Annotated in this window: 14 protein-coding genes; 7 read left to right on the forward strand and 7 right to left on the reverse strand. The window is 67.3% G+C overall.

Features of this window, described 5'->3' with window-relative positions; genetic code table 11:
• Positions 1 to 8 precede the first annotated feature (8 nt).
• On the forward strand, positions 9 to 1,154 hold the full coding sequence (locus ACIGKQ_RS01700; RefSeq protein ID WP_396572064.1) for an MFS transporter: 1,146 nt from the start codon (positions 9 to 11) through the stop codon (positions 1,152 to 1,154).
• Here ACIGKQ_RS01700 and ACIGKQ_RS01705 read toward each other — a convergent pair.
• Genes ACIGKQ_RS01705 through ACIGKQ_RS01715 form a run of 3 tightly spaced genes read right to left on the reverse strand, consistent with a single transcriptional unit; the run spans position 1,134 to position 5,814 of the window.
• Positions 1,134 to 1,847, reverse strand: a complete 714-nt coding sequence (locus ACIGKQ_RS01705) for an HNH endonuclease family protein (protein WP_396572066.1) — start codon at positions 1,845 to 1,847, stop codon at positions 1,134 to 1,136. The genes ACIGKQ_RS01700 and ACIGKQ_RS01705 overlap by 21 nt on opposite strands.
• Before the next feature lie 41 nt (positions 1,848 to 1,888).
• The gene (gene recG, locus ACIGKQ_RS01710; RefSeq protein WP_396572178.1) at positions 1,889 to 4,147 is read right to left on the reverse strand and encodes an ATP-dependent DNA helicase RecG; all 2,259 of its coding nucleotides are present in this window, start codon (positions 4,145 to 4,147) and stop codon (positions 1,889 to 1,891) included.
• Positions 4,147 to 5,814 (reverse strand): DAK2 domain-containing protein, encoded by a 1,668-nt coding sequence (locus ACIGKQ_RS01715; RefSeq protein WP_396572068.1) that lies wholly within the window; start codon positions 5,812 to 5,814, stop codon positions 4,147 to 4,149. The genes recG and ACIGKQ_RS01715 overlap by 1 nt, the downstream gene beginning before the upstream one ends.
• 240 nt (positions 5,815 to 6,054) lie before the next feature.
• On the opposite strand from ACIGKQ_RS01715, the gene rpmB reads away from it, so the two are divergent.
• Entirely contained in the window at positions 6,055 to 6,246 is a 192-nt protein-coding gene (gene rpmB, locus ACIGKQ_RS01720; protein ID WP_124706538.1) for a 50S ribosomal protein L28, read from the forward strand.
• Positions 6,247 to 6,371: 125 nt separating this feature from the next.
• Positions 6,372 to 7,187, forward strand: a complete 816-nt coding sequence (locus ACIGKQ_RS01725) for an enoyl-CoA hydratase/isomerase family protein (protein ID WP_396572070.1) — start codon at positions 6,372 to 6,374, stop codon at positions 7,185 to 7,187.
• A 4-nt stretch (positions 7,188 to 7,191) separates the two neighbouring features.
• On the opposite strand, the gene ACIGKQ_RS01730 is transcribed toward ACIGKQ_RS01725, so the two are convergent.
• The 3 genes from ACIGKQ_RS01730 to thiL are packed head-to-tail and all read right to left on the reverse strand — an operon-like array spanning position 7,192 to position 9,490.
• On the reverse strand, positions 7,192 to 7,908 hold the full coding sequence (locus ACIGKQ_RS01730) for a uracil-DNA glycosylase (protein WP_235722624.1): 717 nt from the start codon (positions 7,906 to 7,908) through the stop codon (positions 7,192 to 7,194).
• Complete coding sequence (locus ACIGKQ_RS01735) at positions 7,905 to 8,426, reverse strand: gamma carbonic anhydrase family protein (protein WP_396572072.1); 522 nt, start codon at positions 8,424 to 8,426, stop codon at positions 7,905 to 7,907. The genes ACIGKQ_RS01730 and ACIGKQ_RS01735 overlap by 4 nt, the downstream gene beginning before the upstream one ends.
• A 44-nt stretch (positions 8,427 to 8,470) precedes the next feature.
• Entirely contained in the window at positions 8,471 to 9,490 is a 1,020-nt protein-coding gene (gene thiL / locus ACIGKQ_RS01740; protein ID WP_396572074.1) for a thiamine-phosphate kinase, read from the reverse strand.
• 97 nt (positions 9,491 to 9,587) lie between these two features.
• Between thiL and ACIGKQ_RS01745 the strand changes: the two genes are divergently transcribed.
• A complete protein-coding gene (locus ACIGKQ_RS01745; protein WP_235722618.1) occupies positions 9,588 to 9,833 on the forward strand; it encodes an Lrp/AsnC ligand binding domain-containing protein in 246 nt (81 codons plus the stop codon).
• A 33-nt stretch (positions 9,834 to 9,866) separates the two neighbouring features.
• Complete coding sequence (locus tag ACIGKQ_RS01750) at positions 9,867 to 10,427, forward strand: DUF3515 domain-containing protein (protein WP_235722617.1); 561 nt, start codon at positions 9,867 to 9,869, stop codon at positions 10,425 to 10,427.
• Between the two features lie 45 nt (positions 10,428 to 10,472).
• Here ACIGKQ_RS01750 and ACIGKQ_RS01755 read toward each other — a convergent pair whose 3' ends face one another.
• Positions 10,473 to 11,477 carry an NAD(P)H-dependent glycerol-3-phosphate dehydrogenase gene (locus ACIGKQ_RS01755; RefSeq protein WP_396572180.1) on the reverse strand — a complete coding sequence of 335 codons (1,005 nt, stop codon included), beginning with the start codon at positions 11,475 to 11,477 and terminating at the stop codon, positions 10,473 to 10,475.
• Positions 11,478 to 11,595: 118 nt separating this feature from the next.
• Between ACIGKQ_RS01755 and cofC the strand changes: the two genes are divergently transcribed.
• Together cofC and ACIGKQ_RS01765 are read left to right on the forward strand one after the other, a co-directional pair.
• Entirely contained in the window at positions 11,596 to 12,381 is a 786-nt protein-coding gene (gene cofC, locus ACIGKQ_RS01760; protein ID WP_396572076.1) for a 2-phospho-L-lactate guanylyltransferase, read from the forward strand.
• A gap of 7 nt (positions 12,382 to 12,388) precedes the next feature.
• Positions 12,389 to 14,572 (forward strand): RNA degradosome polyphosphate kinase, encoded by a 2,184-nt coding sequence (locus ACIGKQ_RS01765; RefSeq protein ID WP_235722613.1) that lies wholly within the window; start codon positions 12,389 to 12,391, stop codon positions 14,570 to 14,572.
• The last annotated feature ends 20 nt before the right edge of the window (positions 14,573 to 14,592 follow it).

The following is a 14,592-nucleotide window of genomic DNA, read 5'->3' on the forward strand; positions in this document are numbered from 1 at the left end:
CTGGTGCCATGAGCAATCTCGTGGCCTTGATGGGCGCCACCTTTCTGGCCTTCGTCAACTACGCCGCGTTACTTCCCGTGGTACCGATGTGGGCGTCGAATGGTGGCGCCGGAAGTGTGGTGGTCGGTGCCACCACCGGAGCGATGATGGCGGCCACTGTGGCGACACAGCTGTCGATGCCGTGGTTGTTCCGACGCGTACCACTGCGCACCATGATGGTGCTCGGCGCCGTCCTGCTCGGTGGCCCGACGCCGCTGTATCCGCTGGCGACCGACGCCGTACCGATCGTGCTGATCACCGTCATCCGCGGTATCGGCTTCGCCTTCATCGTCATCTCCGGGGCGGTGATCGTGGCCGACCTCGCCGGTCCCCGGAAACTCGCCTCGTATTCGGGCTATTACGGTGCCGCTGCGGCGCTGCCGAACATCGGCGCGTTGGCCGGCGGCGTGTGGGCCGTCGACGTCCTCGGCTATCACCTCGTGTTCTACATCGCCGGAGCAGCGGCCCTGGCAGGTGCGGTCACCGCCTGCCTGCTTCCGGGCGGACTGTACGGGCGTTTCCGACTGCCGTCGATATCGGACGTGCGGCCAATCGCCGTTCCGATCGTGGTGTTCGTGATGGTCGCGGGCGCCTTCGGCGCCACCACCACATTCCTGCCGCTGTCCGGACCGAGCGCGGCAACTGTCGCCGCCGCACTCCTCGCCGGCTCCGTCACCTTGGTGGCCGGGCGGCTGGGTGCCGGATTCCACGGTGATCGGCGCGGTGCGGGGCGACTGCTGGTGCTCTCGGTGCTCATCGCCGCGCTGGGCTGCACCATCATCGGAACATCATTGGACGGACCGGGCTGGTCGTTGATCCTCGGCGCCGCGTTGTTGGGCGCCGGTTTCGGTTCCTGCCAGAATGATTCGTTCGTCGTCACAGTGCAACGTCTCGGCCCAGATCGCAGCGGGACCGCCAGCATCATTTGGAATATCGCCTACGACGGCGGCCTCGGTCTCGGTGCCGTCGGATTCGGTTGGTTCGTCGGCCGACTCGGCTACGCCGATGCGTTCCTCGCAATGGCCGCAGCCATCGCTGTCGTGACCCTCGTGTGCGCGCGGTTCGTCTCCCCGCCCAGTCCGTCCTCCCCCGTGTCAGGCACCGCAGGACCGTAGAACCTGCGCCATCACATCACGCGACCGACGATCGACAGGGAGCTGGTAGGCGGCCATCACCATGACGAACTGAGTCACGTACTGGCAGTGGAACCCCCGATTGGGTGGCATCCACTCGGCCGGGGCCTGATCGGATTTCGTGAGGTTCGAGGCCGCGTCGGCGGCGACCAGGTTCGCGGGGTCGTTCGCCAGATTCATCCGCGCCGTTTGCGGCCACGCCCACGCACCCATGTCCCAGGCGTATGCCAGCGGAACGATGTGATCGATCTGCACGGCGCCGGGACGTCGGTCGCGGCGGAAGACGATGAACTCACCGGTGTACGGGCTACGGAACTCGCCGGCGACGACGGCGTCAGGGCAACTGTCGACGACGGCTCGACGCACATCGACCAAGTCGCGCGCCAGGACGTCATTTCGGGTATCGCACCCGTTTCCGCCACCCGTCACCGTCACAGCGTCGGTCCAGGCGGCCCCGAATGCCGCACGCTGGTAGTCCGAGCGCTCGGGGCGGCGGTCGGTCACCGACAGGCCCGCGAGTCGCAGCGAGGCCGCACCCGCTGCGCTGCCCGCCGCCGAGTCGGTGGGCGCTCCGCGCCCGGACACCGTCAGACCTCCGGCCACGATCACCGCGGTCAGCACGCTGCCGACGAGGATCAGCCACCACCGCAGTGGCCACGCGGCGCCCGACACCATGACATTTGGACGCGGCAGCCGCGTGTTCGGTTCCGCTCTGGTCAGGATTTGTCGAGGTATTTGACCTTGTTGGGGACCAGCACGGCGTCGACGAGGTCGGCGAGCGGCCTGTGATCGGCCAGGGGCAGGTCGGCCCCCACCACGTCGTCGGCGAGTTCGCGGGCGTCGGCGATCACATCGCCGTCCGCCAGCAGCGACAGGAAGTGCAGCGAGGAGACACCACCGGACTGCAGCGACCCGAGAACGTCACCCTCCCTGCGCTGCTCGAGATCCACGCGGGCCAGTTCGAACCCGTCGGTGGACGCCTCCACGGCCCGCAGTCGCTGCATCGACTGCGAGATGTCCTTGACCGAGGTCATCAGCAGACACAGGCCGGGGTGCCTGCCACGGCCTACGCGGCCACGCAACTGATGCAGCTGACTGACCCCGAATCGTTCCGCATCGACAACCACCATCATCGTCGCGTTGGGCACGTCCACGCCGACCTCGATGACAGTGGTCGAGACCACCACATCGATCTCACCACGACCGAACGCGTCCATGATCGCGTTCTTCTCCTCGGCGGGCAGGCGTCCGTGCAACATCTCGATCCGGTGGCCACCGAGCGGCCCACCCAACAACTCGGTGTACTGGTCGAGAACCGAGGTGCTCTGCGGTTCCGATTCCTCGTTGCGTCCCTTCGGTTTCTTCTTACCGTCGGGATCGTCGCCGATTCGCGAACACACCACGTACACCTGGCGGCCCTGGGCGATCTCTTCGGCCGCGCGCGTCCACGCGCGGTCCACCCAGGCCGAGTTACGCATCGGGACCACTGACGTCTTGATGGGCTGGCGGCCTTTGGGTAGTTCGGTGAGCACCGAGGTGTCCAGGTCGCCGAAAACTGTCATCGCGACGGTTCGCGGGATGGGTGTCGCGGTCATCACCAGGAAGTGCGGCATCAGCCGGTCTTTACCTCTGCCGCGCAACGTGTCCCGCTGCTCGACACCGAATCTGTGCTGCTCGTCGACCACCACCATGCCCAGATCGAAGAATGCGACGTTCTCCTCGAGCAGCGCGTGGGTGCCCACCACAATGCCGGCCTCGCCGGTCACCACGTCGAGCAACGTCTGCCGTTTGCCGGCGGTCTTCATCGATCCGGTGAGCAGCGCGATCTTGGTCGCACCTTCGGCCGCGGTCAACTCGCCGGCCTCCGCGAGGTTGCCCAGCATCGACGTCATCGTCCGATAGTGCTGCGCGGCAAGTACTTCCGTCGGAGCAAGGATCGCACACTGATGTCCGTTGTCCACCACCCGGAGCATGGCCAGCAGGGAGATCAGCGTCTTGCCCGAGCCGACCTCGCCCTGCAGCAAACGACTCATCGGGGTGTCGCGCGCCAGGTCCTCGGCGATCTCGGCCACCACGGTCTGCTGGCCGTCGGTCAGGGTGAACGGTAGACGCTCGCGCAGTCGGTCCTCGAGTCCGCCGGCGACGTGCGGGCACGGCGGTCCGTTCTCGGTGCGGCCGGCGATCCGCCGTTGGGCGAGCACAGTCTGGATGGCCAGCGCCTCGTCGAATTTCAATCGCGCCCGCGCCGCCTCGATGTCGTCCTCGGTCTCGGGCAGATGCACTTTGTGTAGCGCCTCGGCCGTGCTGATCAGCCCGCGCGATCTCTGCTGCTGGTCGGTGAGGGCGTCGGCCTGCGCGCCGCTGCGCTCGACCGCGGCCAGTGTGCGCGCAATTGCCGCCCCGATGGTCCAGGTCTGGATGTCCTTGGTGGCCGGGTAGATCGGGATGATGGACCGATCCACCAGTGCTTCGGCAGCGGTGTTGCCCGACTCGTCGAGCGACTCCGCCTCCGCGCCGAGCATCTGCGCCAGCATCGCCGAACCGACCACGCCGTCGACGCCGGCCTCGCCATCGGGCAACACTGCCCACTCCGGGTGGGACAGCTGTATCTGGCCTCGGAAGATCTTCACCTTGCCCGCCATCAGCACCCTGGCCCCCGGCTTGATCCGGTGTTGGATGAAGCGGGCGTTGAAGAAGTTCGCGACGTAGGTGTAATCGTCGTCGGTCACGGTCACCTTCAAGAACTTCCCGGACCGCTTCTTCATGGGGATCATGCTGGCGCCGGTGACGCGGCCGACGATCGTCAGCCAATCGTCTTCCACGGGCATCTCCTGGTTGGAGAGCTGACCCTGTCGCACGTATCTGCGCGGAGCGTAGCGGAGCAGCTCCCCCACCGTGACGATGCCCAGTGTCGAGATCTGCGAGGCGACCTTGGGGCTCACCACCGTCTCGAGACCGTCGGCCATCGCCACCATCACTCGACCCCCACCTGCAGCAGCTGATCGGGTTGGCCGGTCCGGTAGATGGCGAGTTCCACACCCGCGTAGCTGCGGCGCATCTGCTCGGCGAGCGCATCCAGCGCGGCGTCGTCCACCCCGGAACCCGCCATCACAGTGACCATTTCACCACCGGTGGCGAGCATCAGGTCGACCAGCGCGGTCGCCGCCCCGGTCTGGTCGGGCGCGATCACCAGCACATCGGACCCGATCATGCCCAGGACATCCCCGACCTCACACGTACCGGCGAGCGTCATGATCCGGCTGTCGGCCCGCACCAGCGAACCCCAGCGGGTACCTGCGGCAGCTTCTGCCATCGCATAGGTGTCGGGATCGGGCGCCTCGGTGGGATCGTGTACGGCCAGCGCCGACAGGCACTGCACCATCGACGAGGTCGGCAGAAACACCACCGAACGCTGCGCGGACCGCGTGGCCGCCGTGACCGTGACCAGGTCCTGCGAGCTCAGTTTGCCGTTGGCCATCACCACCACGTGTGCGCTGTCGGTTCCGCGAATCGCCTCGGTCAGAGCCTCCGGCGCGAGTCCGGCGTCTGCGCGTAGTACCGCGGCCCCGGCCTCGGTGAACAATTCGTCGGCACCTTCGCCGGTCACCACCGCGACCACCGCTCGCTTGTGCCGGGGCGGCGGTTCGGCTGTGTCGGTCTGGGCACGAATCGCGTCGAGCGCAAAGCAACTGATCCGGACCTCGGCGACGGGTCCGCGGGCCGCACCCTCCTCGACCGCCCGTCCCGGGTCGCTGGTGTGCACGTGGACCGAGAATCGTTCGCCCCCGGTCGAACTGTCCCCGACGATCACCACGGAATCGCCGATCTCGTTGAGGACCTGACGCAACGACCCGACCTGATCGCCGGCGGCACCGTCGAGGAAGTACATCACCTCGAAGTCCATGTCGCTGCCGCCGGTACAGGCGTCGTTGCCCTGATGCCCCGGGACACCACCACCAATCAGGATCCCCCGGTAACGGCGCCGGCGCTGCGCGACACCGGTCAACACCGCGACCATGGCATCGGCCAGTGCGAGGAATCCCCGCCCACCTGCGTCGACGACACCGGCCTCGGCGAGCTCGGGCAGTTGCTCCGGCGTGCGCTCGAGCGCATCGGCGCAGTCATCGGCAACCGCCCGGGCCAGGTCGCCCGCCGACTCCGAGACGTGCGCCGCGGCGGTCTCCGCTGCGGTCCGGATCAGCGTGAGGACGGTGCCCTCCCGGGGTTCGCTGACCGCCCGCATCGCCGCCAGCGACCCGAGCCGCAACCCCGCGGCCCACAGCTGGTTGAAAGTCACCTGGGTCTGGTCGGGCATCAGCTCGGCGGCGTCGGCCAGACCGATGAGCACCTGCGAGAGGATGATGCCGGAGTTGCCGCGGGCCTGTGCGATCGCCGCGTCGGCCATCGCCCGGGCCACCTGCGGGGTGCTCGCATCCTCGGACAGCGTTGCCAGGCCGTCGGCAGCGGCCTGCATCGTGAACAGCATGTTGCTGCCCGTGTCGGAGTCCGGGATCGGGAAGACGTTCAGGTCGTTGATCTCGCCCCGCAGCGTCTCGAGCCCGTCGACCGCGGTGTGCGCCCAATCCCGCAACAGCTGCGGATTCATCATCCTGATGCGACCACCGTCGAACACCGACTCCATGAAACCCCTTACCGTTGGCAGTGACGATGGCCGTTGGCCGGATGTGTTCGAGGTTACTCGGACGCCCCGACGGCCACGGTGCCACCATCTGCCCGCTCCTGGCGCCGCGATTTGGCCGGGTCGGGTCCTTCCGGCTACTCTTGCAGGGTTGCCTTGCAACTGTGCCCGTCGACGCCCGTCGCCGATCGTGGAACTGCGGGCAGAACACGACCACTTTCATCAACACAAGGGAGTTCGACGATGGCTGCCGTCTGCGACATCTGCGGCAAGGGACCGGGCTTCGGCAAGTCGGTGTCACACTCGCACCGCCGCACGAACCGCCGGTGGAACCCGAACATTCAGTCGGTGCGCGTCGAGGTCGCGCCGGGGAACCGCAAGCGCAAGAACGTGTGCACCTCCTGCCTGAAGGCCGGCAAGACCGCTCGCGTCTGACGCTCCCGACGGCCTCGGCCGTCGGCGCCGAACCGACATCCACATTGCACCCGACTCCCCGAGCGAACACTAGCTCGGCCCCTGGGAGTCGGGTCTTTGTGCGTTGGCACTAGAGTCTGCAGACCATGACCGCTGACCCTGCCACCGCACCCACTGCCGAGCTCGTCACCGAGAGCGACGGCATCCTGACCATCGCGATCTCCTCGGCCGCACCGGGCAATCCGCTCAACGACGACGCCCTGTCCGCGGGCGCCGCCGCACTCCGCGAAATCGCGCGCGGAGAGCGCCGGGTCGGGGTGATCCTGCTCAAGGGTCCGGGCGCGAACTTCTGCGCCGGTGGCAACGTCCGCGACTTCGCCTCGGCCGCCCACCGCCCCACCTTCCTGCGTGAGATCGCCGACAATTTCCACGCCTTCGTCAGCGCCCTCCACGAAGCCGATCGGCCGGTCGTCGCCGCGGTCAAGGGCTGGGCCGCCGGCGCCGGGATGAGCATCGTCACCCACGCCGACGTCGCGATCGGCGGGACCTCCACCAAGATGCGACCGGCATACCGCGGTATCGGACTGTCCCCCGACGGCGGGATGACCTGGACGCTACCCCGCATCGTCGGCGCCGCACGCGCCCGTCAGATCATCCTCACCGACCCGGTCATCGACGCGGACAAGGCGCTGAGCTGGGGACTGTTGTCCGACATCGTCGCCGACGACGAGGTCGATTCCACCGCACTCGCCACCGCGGCGAAGATCGCCGCCGGCCCGTGGCAGTCGGACGGGGCCGCCCGCGCCCTGCTCACCCGATCGGCCACCTCGACTCTGGGCGATCAGCTCGCCGCCGAGGCGCAGTCGATCTCCGCATTGTCCGCCGCACCGGAGGGCATCGAGGGTGTCGACGCCTTCGTCGCCAAGCGCAAACCGGACTTCGCGGCCGCCCGCAACGCCTGAAGCCTCAGGCTGCGGGCAACCGCCAGTCGATCGGGTCGGCTCCCAGATCCTCGAGCGCGTCGTTGGCCCTGCTGAACGGGCGGGAACCAAAGAACCCTCTGCTCGCCGACAGTGGTGACGGATGAGCCGACTCGATCACCGGGACATCGGGCAGCCACTGCTTGAGTCCGGCGGCATCGCGTCCCCAGAGAATCGCCACCAGCGGATCGGCCGCCCGCGCGACCAGTGCCTTGATCGCGCATTCGGTGACCTGTTCCCAGCCCTTCCCACGATGCGAGGCAGGCTCCCCCGGCGACACGGTGAGGACCCTGTTCAGCAGCAGCACACCGGATTTCGCCCAGGGAGTCAGATCCCCGTTGGCCGGCTGGGGGTAACCGAGGTCCGCGCAGTACTCGCGGTAGATGTTGGACAGCGACCGCGGTATCGGCGAGACGTCTGGCGCCACCGAAAAACTCAGTCCCACCGCATGCCCGGGCGTCGGATAGGGGTCCTGCCCGACGATCAGCACCCGCACATCGGCGAACGGATTGGTGAACGCACGCAACACATTCCTGCCGGCGGGCAGATAACCGCGTCCGGCCGTGTTCTCGGCACGCAGGAACTGTCCCATCGCGGTGATGACCGGTTCCACGGGAGCCAGCGCATCGGCCCAGCCCGGGTCGATGAGATCCGACAGCGGCTTCGCCCCGTCTCCCGTGGATTCGGTTGTGGGTGAGGTCATCCGATCCTCCGCAGCGACTCCCGGAAGTACTTGGCGTTCTCGAAGTACATCTCGACGTTGAGGTCCACGTGACCCTCCGGCACCTCGAAGCCCTCTCGGACCTTGGCCGGCACACCGAGGGCCATCGTGCGGTCCGGCACGGTGAACTTGAACGGCACGACCGCACCTGCCCCGACGATCGCGCCGCTGCCGACCGTCGATCCATTGAGCACCACCGAACCCGACGCGATGAGGCAGTGATCGCCGATCGTCGCGCCCTCGATGTGCGCGTTGTGCCCGACGACGCATTCGGCGCCGATGACCGTCGCGTCGACCGGGGTGCAGTGGATGATCGTGCCGTCCTGAATGTTGGTCCGTCGGCCCACGGTGATGGTCCCGGAATCGCCCCGCAGAACCGCGGTCGGCCAGATCGACACCCCGTCGCCGAGGGTCACATCCCCGATGACGACCGCATCGGGGTGGACGTACACATCGTCACCGATGGTGGGTTCACGATCACCGAGCGCATAGATAGCCATGCACCGAATCTAAGGCATGCCGAGCGCAGACAATTGGCACGGGCTCAGGACCCGAACGATTGCCACCCCCGCAGATCCTGCACCGCCCGACCGTCCACCCGCACACCGGTGCCGTCGCGGACCTCGCCGATCGTGGTCCAGCCCGGCGGGACCGTACCGGCTGCGAACGCGCCCAACAGTTCGTGATCCTCTCCACCGGCCACGGTCCACTGGCGCAGATCCACACCCAGACGGCGCGCCGCGGAACGCATGTCGCTGCCCACCGGGATGCGATCGCTCGACACCGCGAGCGCCACACCGGAGGCCGCGGCCATGGTGATCAATTCCTCCACGAGCCCGTCGGAGATATCGGTCATCGCATGCGCACCAGCACGCGCCGCCGCCGGCCCCTGTCCCAGGTCGGGCGCCGGAAGTCGATGAGCGGCGACCAGATCGGCGAACTCGGCGAGCAGTTCATCGTTTCCACGGTCGTGCGCGTCGAGCAACAAGGCGAGCCCGGCCGCGCTCGCACCCACCGCCGTGCCGGTGACCGCGAGCACATCGCCAGGCCGCGCGCCGCCGACCACGATCGGCGTCGCACCGTCCAGAGCACCCACGGTGGTCACGGTCAGCACCACCTCATCGGCACCGACGAGGTCACCGCCCAGCACCCGACCACCGAGTCGGTGGGTGGCGTCGAGGATTCCGTCGTTAAGGTCGAGCACGGTGCCGACGGTGGTGTCGGCGGGGCACGCGATGGACACAACGGTGCCGGTCACGCGCCCGCCCATCGCTGCGATGTCGGCGGCACTCTGGATCACCGCGCGGGCCCCGACGGTGCGTGGATCCGACCAATCGAAGCGGAAATGCCGGCCCGCGACCGCGGTGTCGGTGCTGATGACGGTCGGCCCGGCGGTGTCGATCACCGCCGCATCGTCCCCGGAACCGATCACCACATCGGCTGTGCGGTGGGTGGCATCCAACGCTCTCGAGGACCGGGTCAGCTCGACGATCAGGCGCCGCTCTCCGACATCGCCGACCGACCTCGACCGATCGACCGGTTCCCCGGCACCTTCGACGGACACCACAACTCCTCGATTCGCTTCCAGTCGCGCTTGGACGGGGTTGTCAGCGACAATACTGACACCGGGTCGACAGCCGGACCCCGGTGCAGACGAGAGGATGGGCGTGGTTCAGGCATACATTCTGATCCAGACCGAGGTCGGAAGGGCCGCGCTGGCAGCGGCAACGATCGCGGAGATCTCCGGTGTCGCCACATCCGAAGAGGTCAGCGGCCCCTACGATGTCATCGTCCGTGTGGACGCAGCAGATGCGGCGCACCTGACCGAGAACGTCGTGCCGCAGATCCAGAAGGTGGACGGAATCACCCGCACCCTCACGTGTCCGGTGGTGCAGTCCTCGCACTGATCTCGGGCGACTCCGCGCACTAGTGTGTTCGTCGTGACCGACGAGAACCAGGCCGGCGAGGCCTCCGGCGACGACGCGCAGGCACGCTACGGCAGCGGCCCGAGACTGAGCCCGGCACTGATCGCCACCCTGGTGGCGATTCCGGCGATGGTCATCGTCGGCTTCATCACCTTCGCGGCGTTGCGACCGGATCCGTCCACACCGATCGAGTCCTACGCATCCGATGAGGCGGCCCCTGCCGATTGCGACAAGCTCATCGCCGCACTGCCGCAGACCTTCGACGGCTTCGGCGACAAGCAGGTCACGGGCACGACGGTGACGTGGTCGTCGGACCTTGACACCGACCCCGTCACACTGCGGTGCGGTATCTCACGTCCCGACGAGCTGTCGCCGACGAGCAACCTGCAGGTGATCAACCCGGTTCAGTGGTTCATCACCGACACCGTCGAAGGTGCCGGCCAGGCATACGTGTGCGTGGACCACCGCCCCTATGTGGCGATGTGGATCCCCGAGAACGCCGGCAACGCACCGATCACCGACGTCAGCGCGGTGATCGACCAGACGTTGCCGCGGGCACCATTGGACTTCGGCTGATATCGGTCGGACGGATCGCGGGTCCGCGGCTGATCCCGGATCGACTCAGTCGTAGATCTCCGGCTTGGTCCGGCGGCCGAGCAACGAGCTCACTGCGTCGGCAACCGACAGTCCCGAATGGCAGACCTGGTGCACTGCGTCGGTCAGCGGCATCTCCACATCGAATTTCACCGCCAGTGCCCGCACCGACGAACACGATTTGACGCCTTCGGCGACCTGCCCGTGTGTGGCTTCCTGCGCCTCCTGCATCGTCGCGCCCTGACCCAGGTGCGCGCCGAAGGTCCGATTGCGCGACAGCGGTGACGAACAGGTGGCGACCAGATCGCCGACGCCGGCCAGGCCGGCGAGGGTCTCGATCTGAGCGCCGACCGCCACGGCCAAGCGGATGGTCTCGGCCAGACCGCGAGTGATGATGGTCGCCAGCGTGTTCTGCCCGAATCCGACGCCGCTGGCCATTCCGCACGCCAGGGCTATGACGTTTTTCACCGCACCGCCGATCTCGCAGCCGACCACATCGGTGTTGGTGTACGGGCGGAAATACCCGGTGTTGAAGGCCTGCTGCAGGTCCTGCGCTCGGTGTTCATCGCGACACGCGATGACGGTAGCCGCCGGCTGCCCCTCGGCGATCTCGCGGGCGAGATTGGGTCCGGACAACACCGCGACCCGTTCTACCGGCGCACCGGACACCTCGGCGATGACCTCGCTCATCCGCAGCAGGGTGCTGGTCTCCACCCCCTTCGCCAGCGAGACGAAGGTCGCATCGTCAGCGACGTGCGGCATCCACTCGGTGAGATTGGCCCGCAAGGACTGTGACGGCACCGCACACACCACCACGTCGGCGCCGGTGACCGCGTCGACGACCGAACTCGTCGCGCGCAGACCATCCGGCAGGGTGATGCCGGGCAGATAATCGCCATTGGCGTGGTCGTGGGTGATGCGCTCGGCGAGCTCGGGCCGCCGAGCCCAGATCGTCGTCTCCGTCCCGGCGTCCACCAACACCTTCGCGATCGCGGTTCCCCAGGATCCCGCACCCATCACCACCGCACGCACGATCACTCCTTCGCCGACCACACTTCGCACCTCACACTAGTGGTATGTAGACGAGCGCCGGACCGGATCAGACGGGTGCGCGTCACACTCCGCTCGCGCGATCGGCATCATGGATGCCATGGAATCGACATCACACACCGACGCGGGCGCCCCACGCCCAGGTGATGTCGTGGCCGTCTTGGCGGTCAAACGCCTGGCCGAGGCCAAGTCCCGGTTGGCGGCCAGCCGCGGACCGGCGTCCGACGGATTGCACCGCGACCTCGTGCTGGCGATGCTGCTCGACACCATCGATGCGCTGCGAGGTCCACGCGTCGAGGGCATCGCGGTCATCAGTCCCGACGACGAGGTACTCGCCGCCGCCCGCGCGGCGGGAGCGATCAGTGTGGGCGAGGATCGCGGCGCCCGGCCCATCGACACCGATCGACTCAACCAGGCCTTCGCCGAAGCATCCGCAATCGCGCGCCGCCGCTGGCCGACGGCGCGGACGGTGATGCTTGTGCAAGCGGATCTGCCTGCGGCGACGGCCACCAGCATGCAAGCGGTGATCGCCGCGGCGGACGGATTGCGACAGGCGGTCCTGACCGATCGAAACGGACGCGGCACCACGGTGTTGCTCCGTGATCGCAGCATCACCGAACCGCCACGGTTCGGGCCCGATTCCGCGGCCGCCCACCGCGCCGCCGGAGCGGTCGAACTCGATCCCGGTCACGTCCGCTGGGCGGATCTGCGCACCGACGTCGACACCGCCGCCGATCTCGACGCCGCCCGATCGCTGGGAGTGGGCCGCCACACCGCGGCAATCCTGGGTGAGACGAGGCCGCTGGGCCCCACACCCTCCTCGAATCGCCGCACACCATCGGATTCGGCCACCAAACGTCTCAGCGCCACCCGCGATGCGTCATGATTGAACGGTGAGCCCTGCCGACGACACCGCCACCCAACCGATCACATCGATCCCCGGGGCGCCGCCCGCCGCGACTCTCGTCCCCGAAGAAGCCACGGACCTTCCCGACGACCGGTACCTCAATCGCGAACTGAGCTGGCTGGACTTCAACTCACGTGTCCTGGCGCTGGCCGAGGACACGTCGATGCCATTGCTGGAACGAGCGAAGTTCCTGGCGATCTTCGCCTCCAACCTCGACGAGTTCTTCATGGTGCGCGTAGCCGGGCTGAAGCGACGCGACGAGACCGGGCTGTCGGTGCGCTCGGCGGACGGTTTGTCGCCGCGAGAACAGTTGCGTCGCATCGCCGCGCGCACCCAAACGATCGCCGAACGGCATGCCCGGGTGTTCCTCGATTCGGTGAACCCGGCCCTGTCCGACAACGACATCCACGTCGTCACGTGGGCGCAACTCTCCGACGATCAGAAGACCCGGCTGATCGACTATTTCCACGAAGACGTGTTCCCGGTGCTGACCCCGCTGGCGGTGGACCCCGCGCACCCGTTCCCATATATCAGCGGGCTCTCGCTGAACCTGGCCGTGACGGTCAAGGACGCCAACACCGGTGGCGAACACTTCGCCCGAATCAAGGTTCCCGACAATGTCAGCAGGCTGATCCGGGTAGACACCCTGATGCGCCGCCACGACCCCTCGCAACAGGACGAATCGAAGACGATTCTGCTGCCGCTGGAGACACTGATCGCGGCCAACCTCGGGCATCTGTTCCCGGGCATGGAAATCGTTGAGCATCACGCGTTCCGGATCACCCGGAACGCCGATTTCGAGGTCGAAGAGGACCGCGACGAGGACCTGTTGCAAGCGCTCGAACGCGAACTCGCCCGCCGGCGTTTCGGCTCCCCGGTGCGACTCGAGGTCGCCGACGACATGAGCGAGCACATGCTCGAACTGCTGCTGCGTGAACTCGACGTCAACCCCGATGACGTCATCCAGGTTCCGGGATTGCTGGATCTGTCCTGCCTTTTCGAGGTCAACGGACTCGATCGGCCCCATCTCAAGGACCGCCCGTTCGTTCCCGCGACACATCCGGCGTTCGGCGAACGAGAGACCCCCAAGAGCATTTTCTCCACGCTGCGCGAGGGTGACGTACTCGTGCACCACCCCTACGACTCGTTCTCCACGAGCGTGCAGCGTTTCATCGAACAGGCAGCAGCCGACCCTCAGGTCCTCGCGATCAAGCAGACGCTCTACCGGACCTCGGGCGACTCCCCGATCATCAACGCACTCATCGATGCCGCGGAGGCAGGCAAACAGGTGGTCGCGCTGGTGGAGATCAAGGCGCGATTCGACGAGCAGGCGAACATCAAGTGGGCCAGGCAACTCGAGCAGGCCGGCGTACACGTGGTGTACGGCCTCGTGGGTCTGAAGACACACTGCAAGACCTGTCTGGTGGTGCGCCGCGAGGGCTCGTCGATCCGACGCTACTGCCACATCGGGACCGGCAACTACAACCCTAAGACCGCACGGCTCTACGAGGACGTGGGTCTGTTCACCGCCGCACCCGACATCGGCGCCGACCTCACCGACCTGTTCAACACCCTCACCGGGTACTCGCGAAAGAAGGAGTACCGCAACATCCTGGTGGCGCCGCACGGAATCCGTTCGGGCATCATCGAACGCATCAACGGTGAGATCGACCGCTTCCTCCAGGGCGATACCCGGGCCCGCGTGCAGCTCAAGGCGAATGCCCTCGTCGACGAGCAGGTGATCGACGCCCTGTATCGCGCATCGCAGAACGGTGTCCCTGTCGAGGTCGTGGTCCGCGGCATCTGCGCCTTGCGGCCGGGCATGCCCGGGGTCAGCGAGAACATCGTGGTCCGCTCGATTCTCGGCCAATTCCTCGAGCACTCCCGCGTACTCCACTTCGGTGCGCAGGACGAGTATTGGATCGGTAGCGCCGACATGATGCACCGCAACCTCGACCGTCGGGTGGAGGTGATGGTGCAGGTCCGCGATCACCGCCTGACCACCGAGCTCGGGGACGTCTTCGCCTCCGCCCTGGATCCGCGGACACGGTGTTGGGAACTGCGATCCGACGGCAGCTGGGTGGCATCACCGGCCGCCGGCGAAGAGGTCCGCGACCACCAGCGCCAGATGATCCGACGCAACCGCCGACGACCCGACCACCATTCGTGAACCTGCCGGCAACCTCGAGA

The sequence above is a fragment of the Gordonia sp. NPDC062954 genome, from assembly GCF_044543825.1.
Classification (GTDB): Bacteria; Actinomycetota; Actinomycetes; order Mycobacteriales; family Mycobacteriaceae; genus Gordonia; species Gordonia tangerina.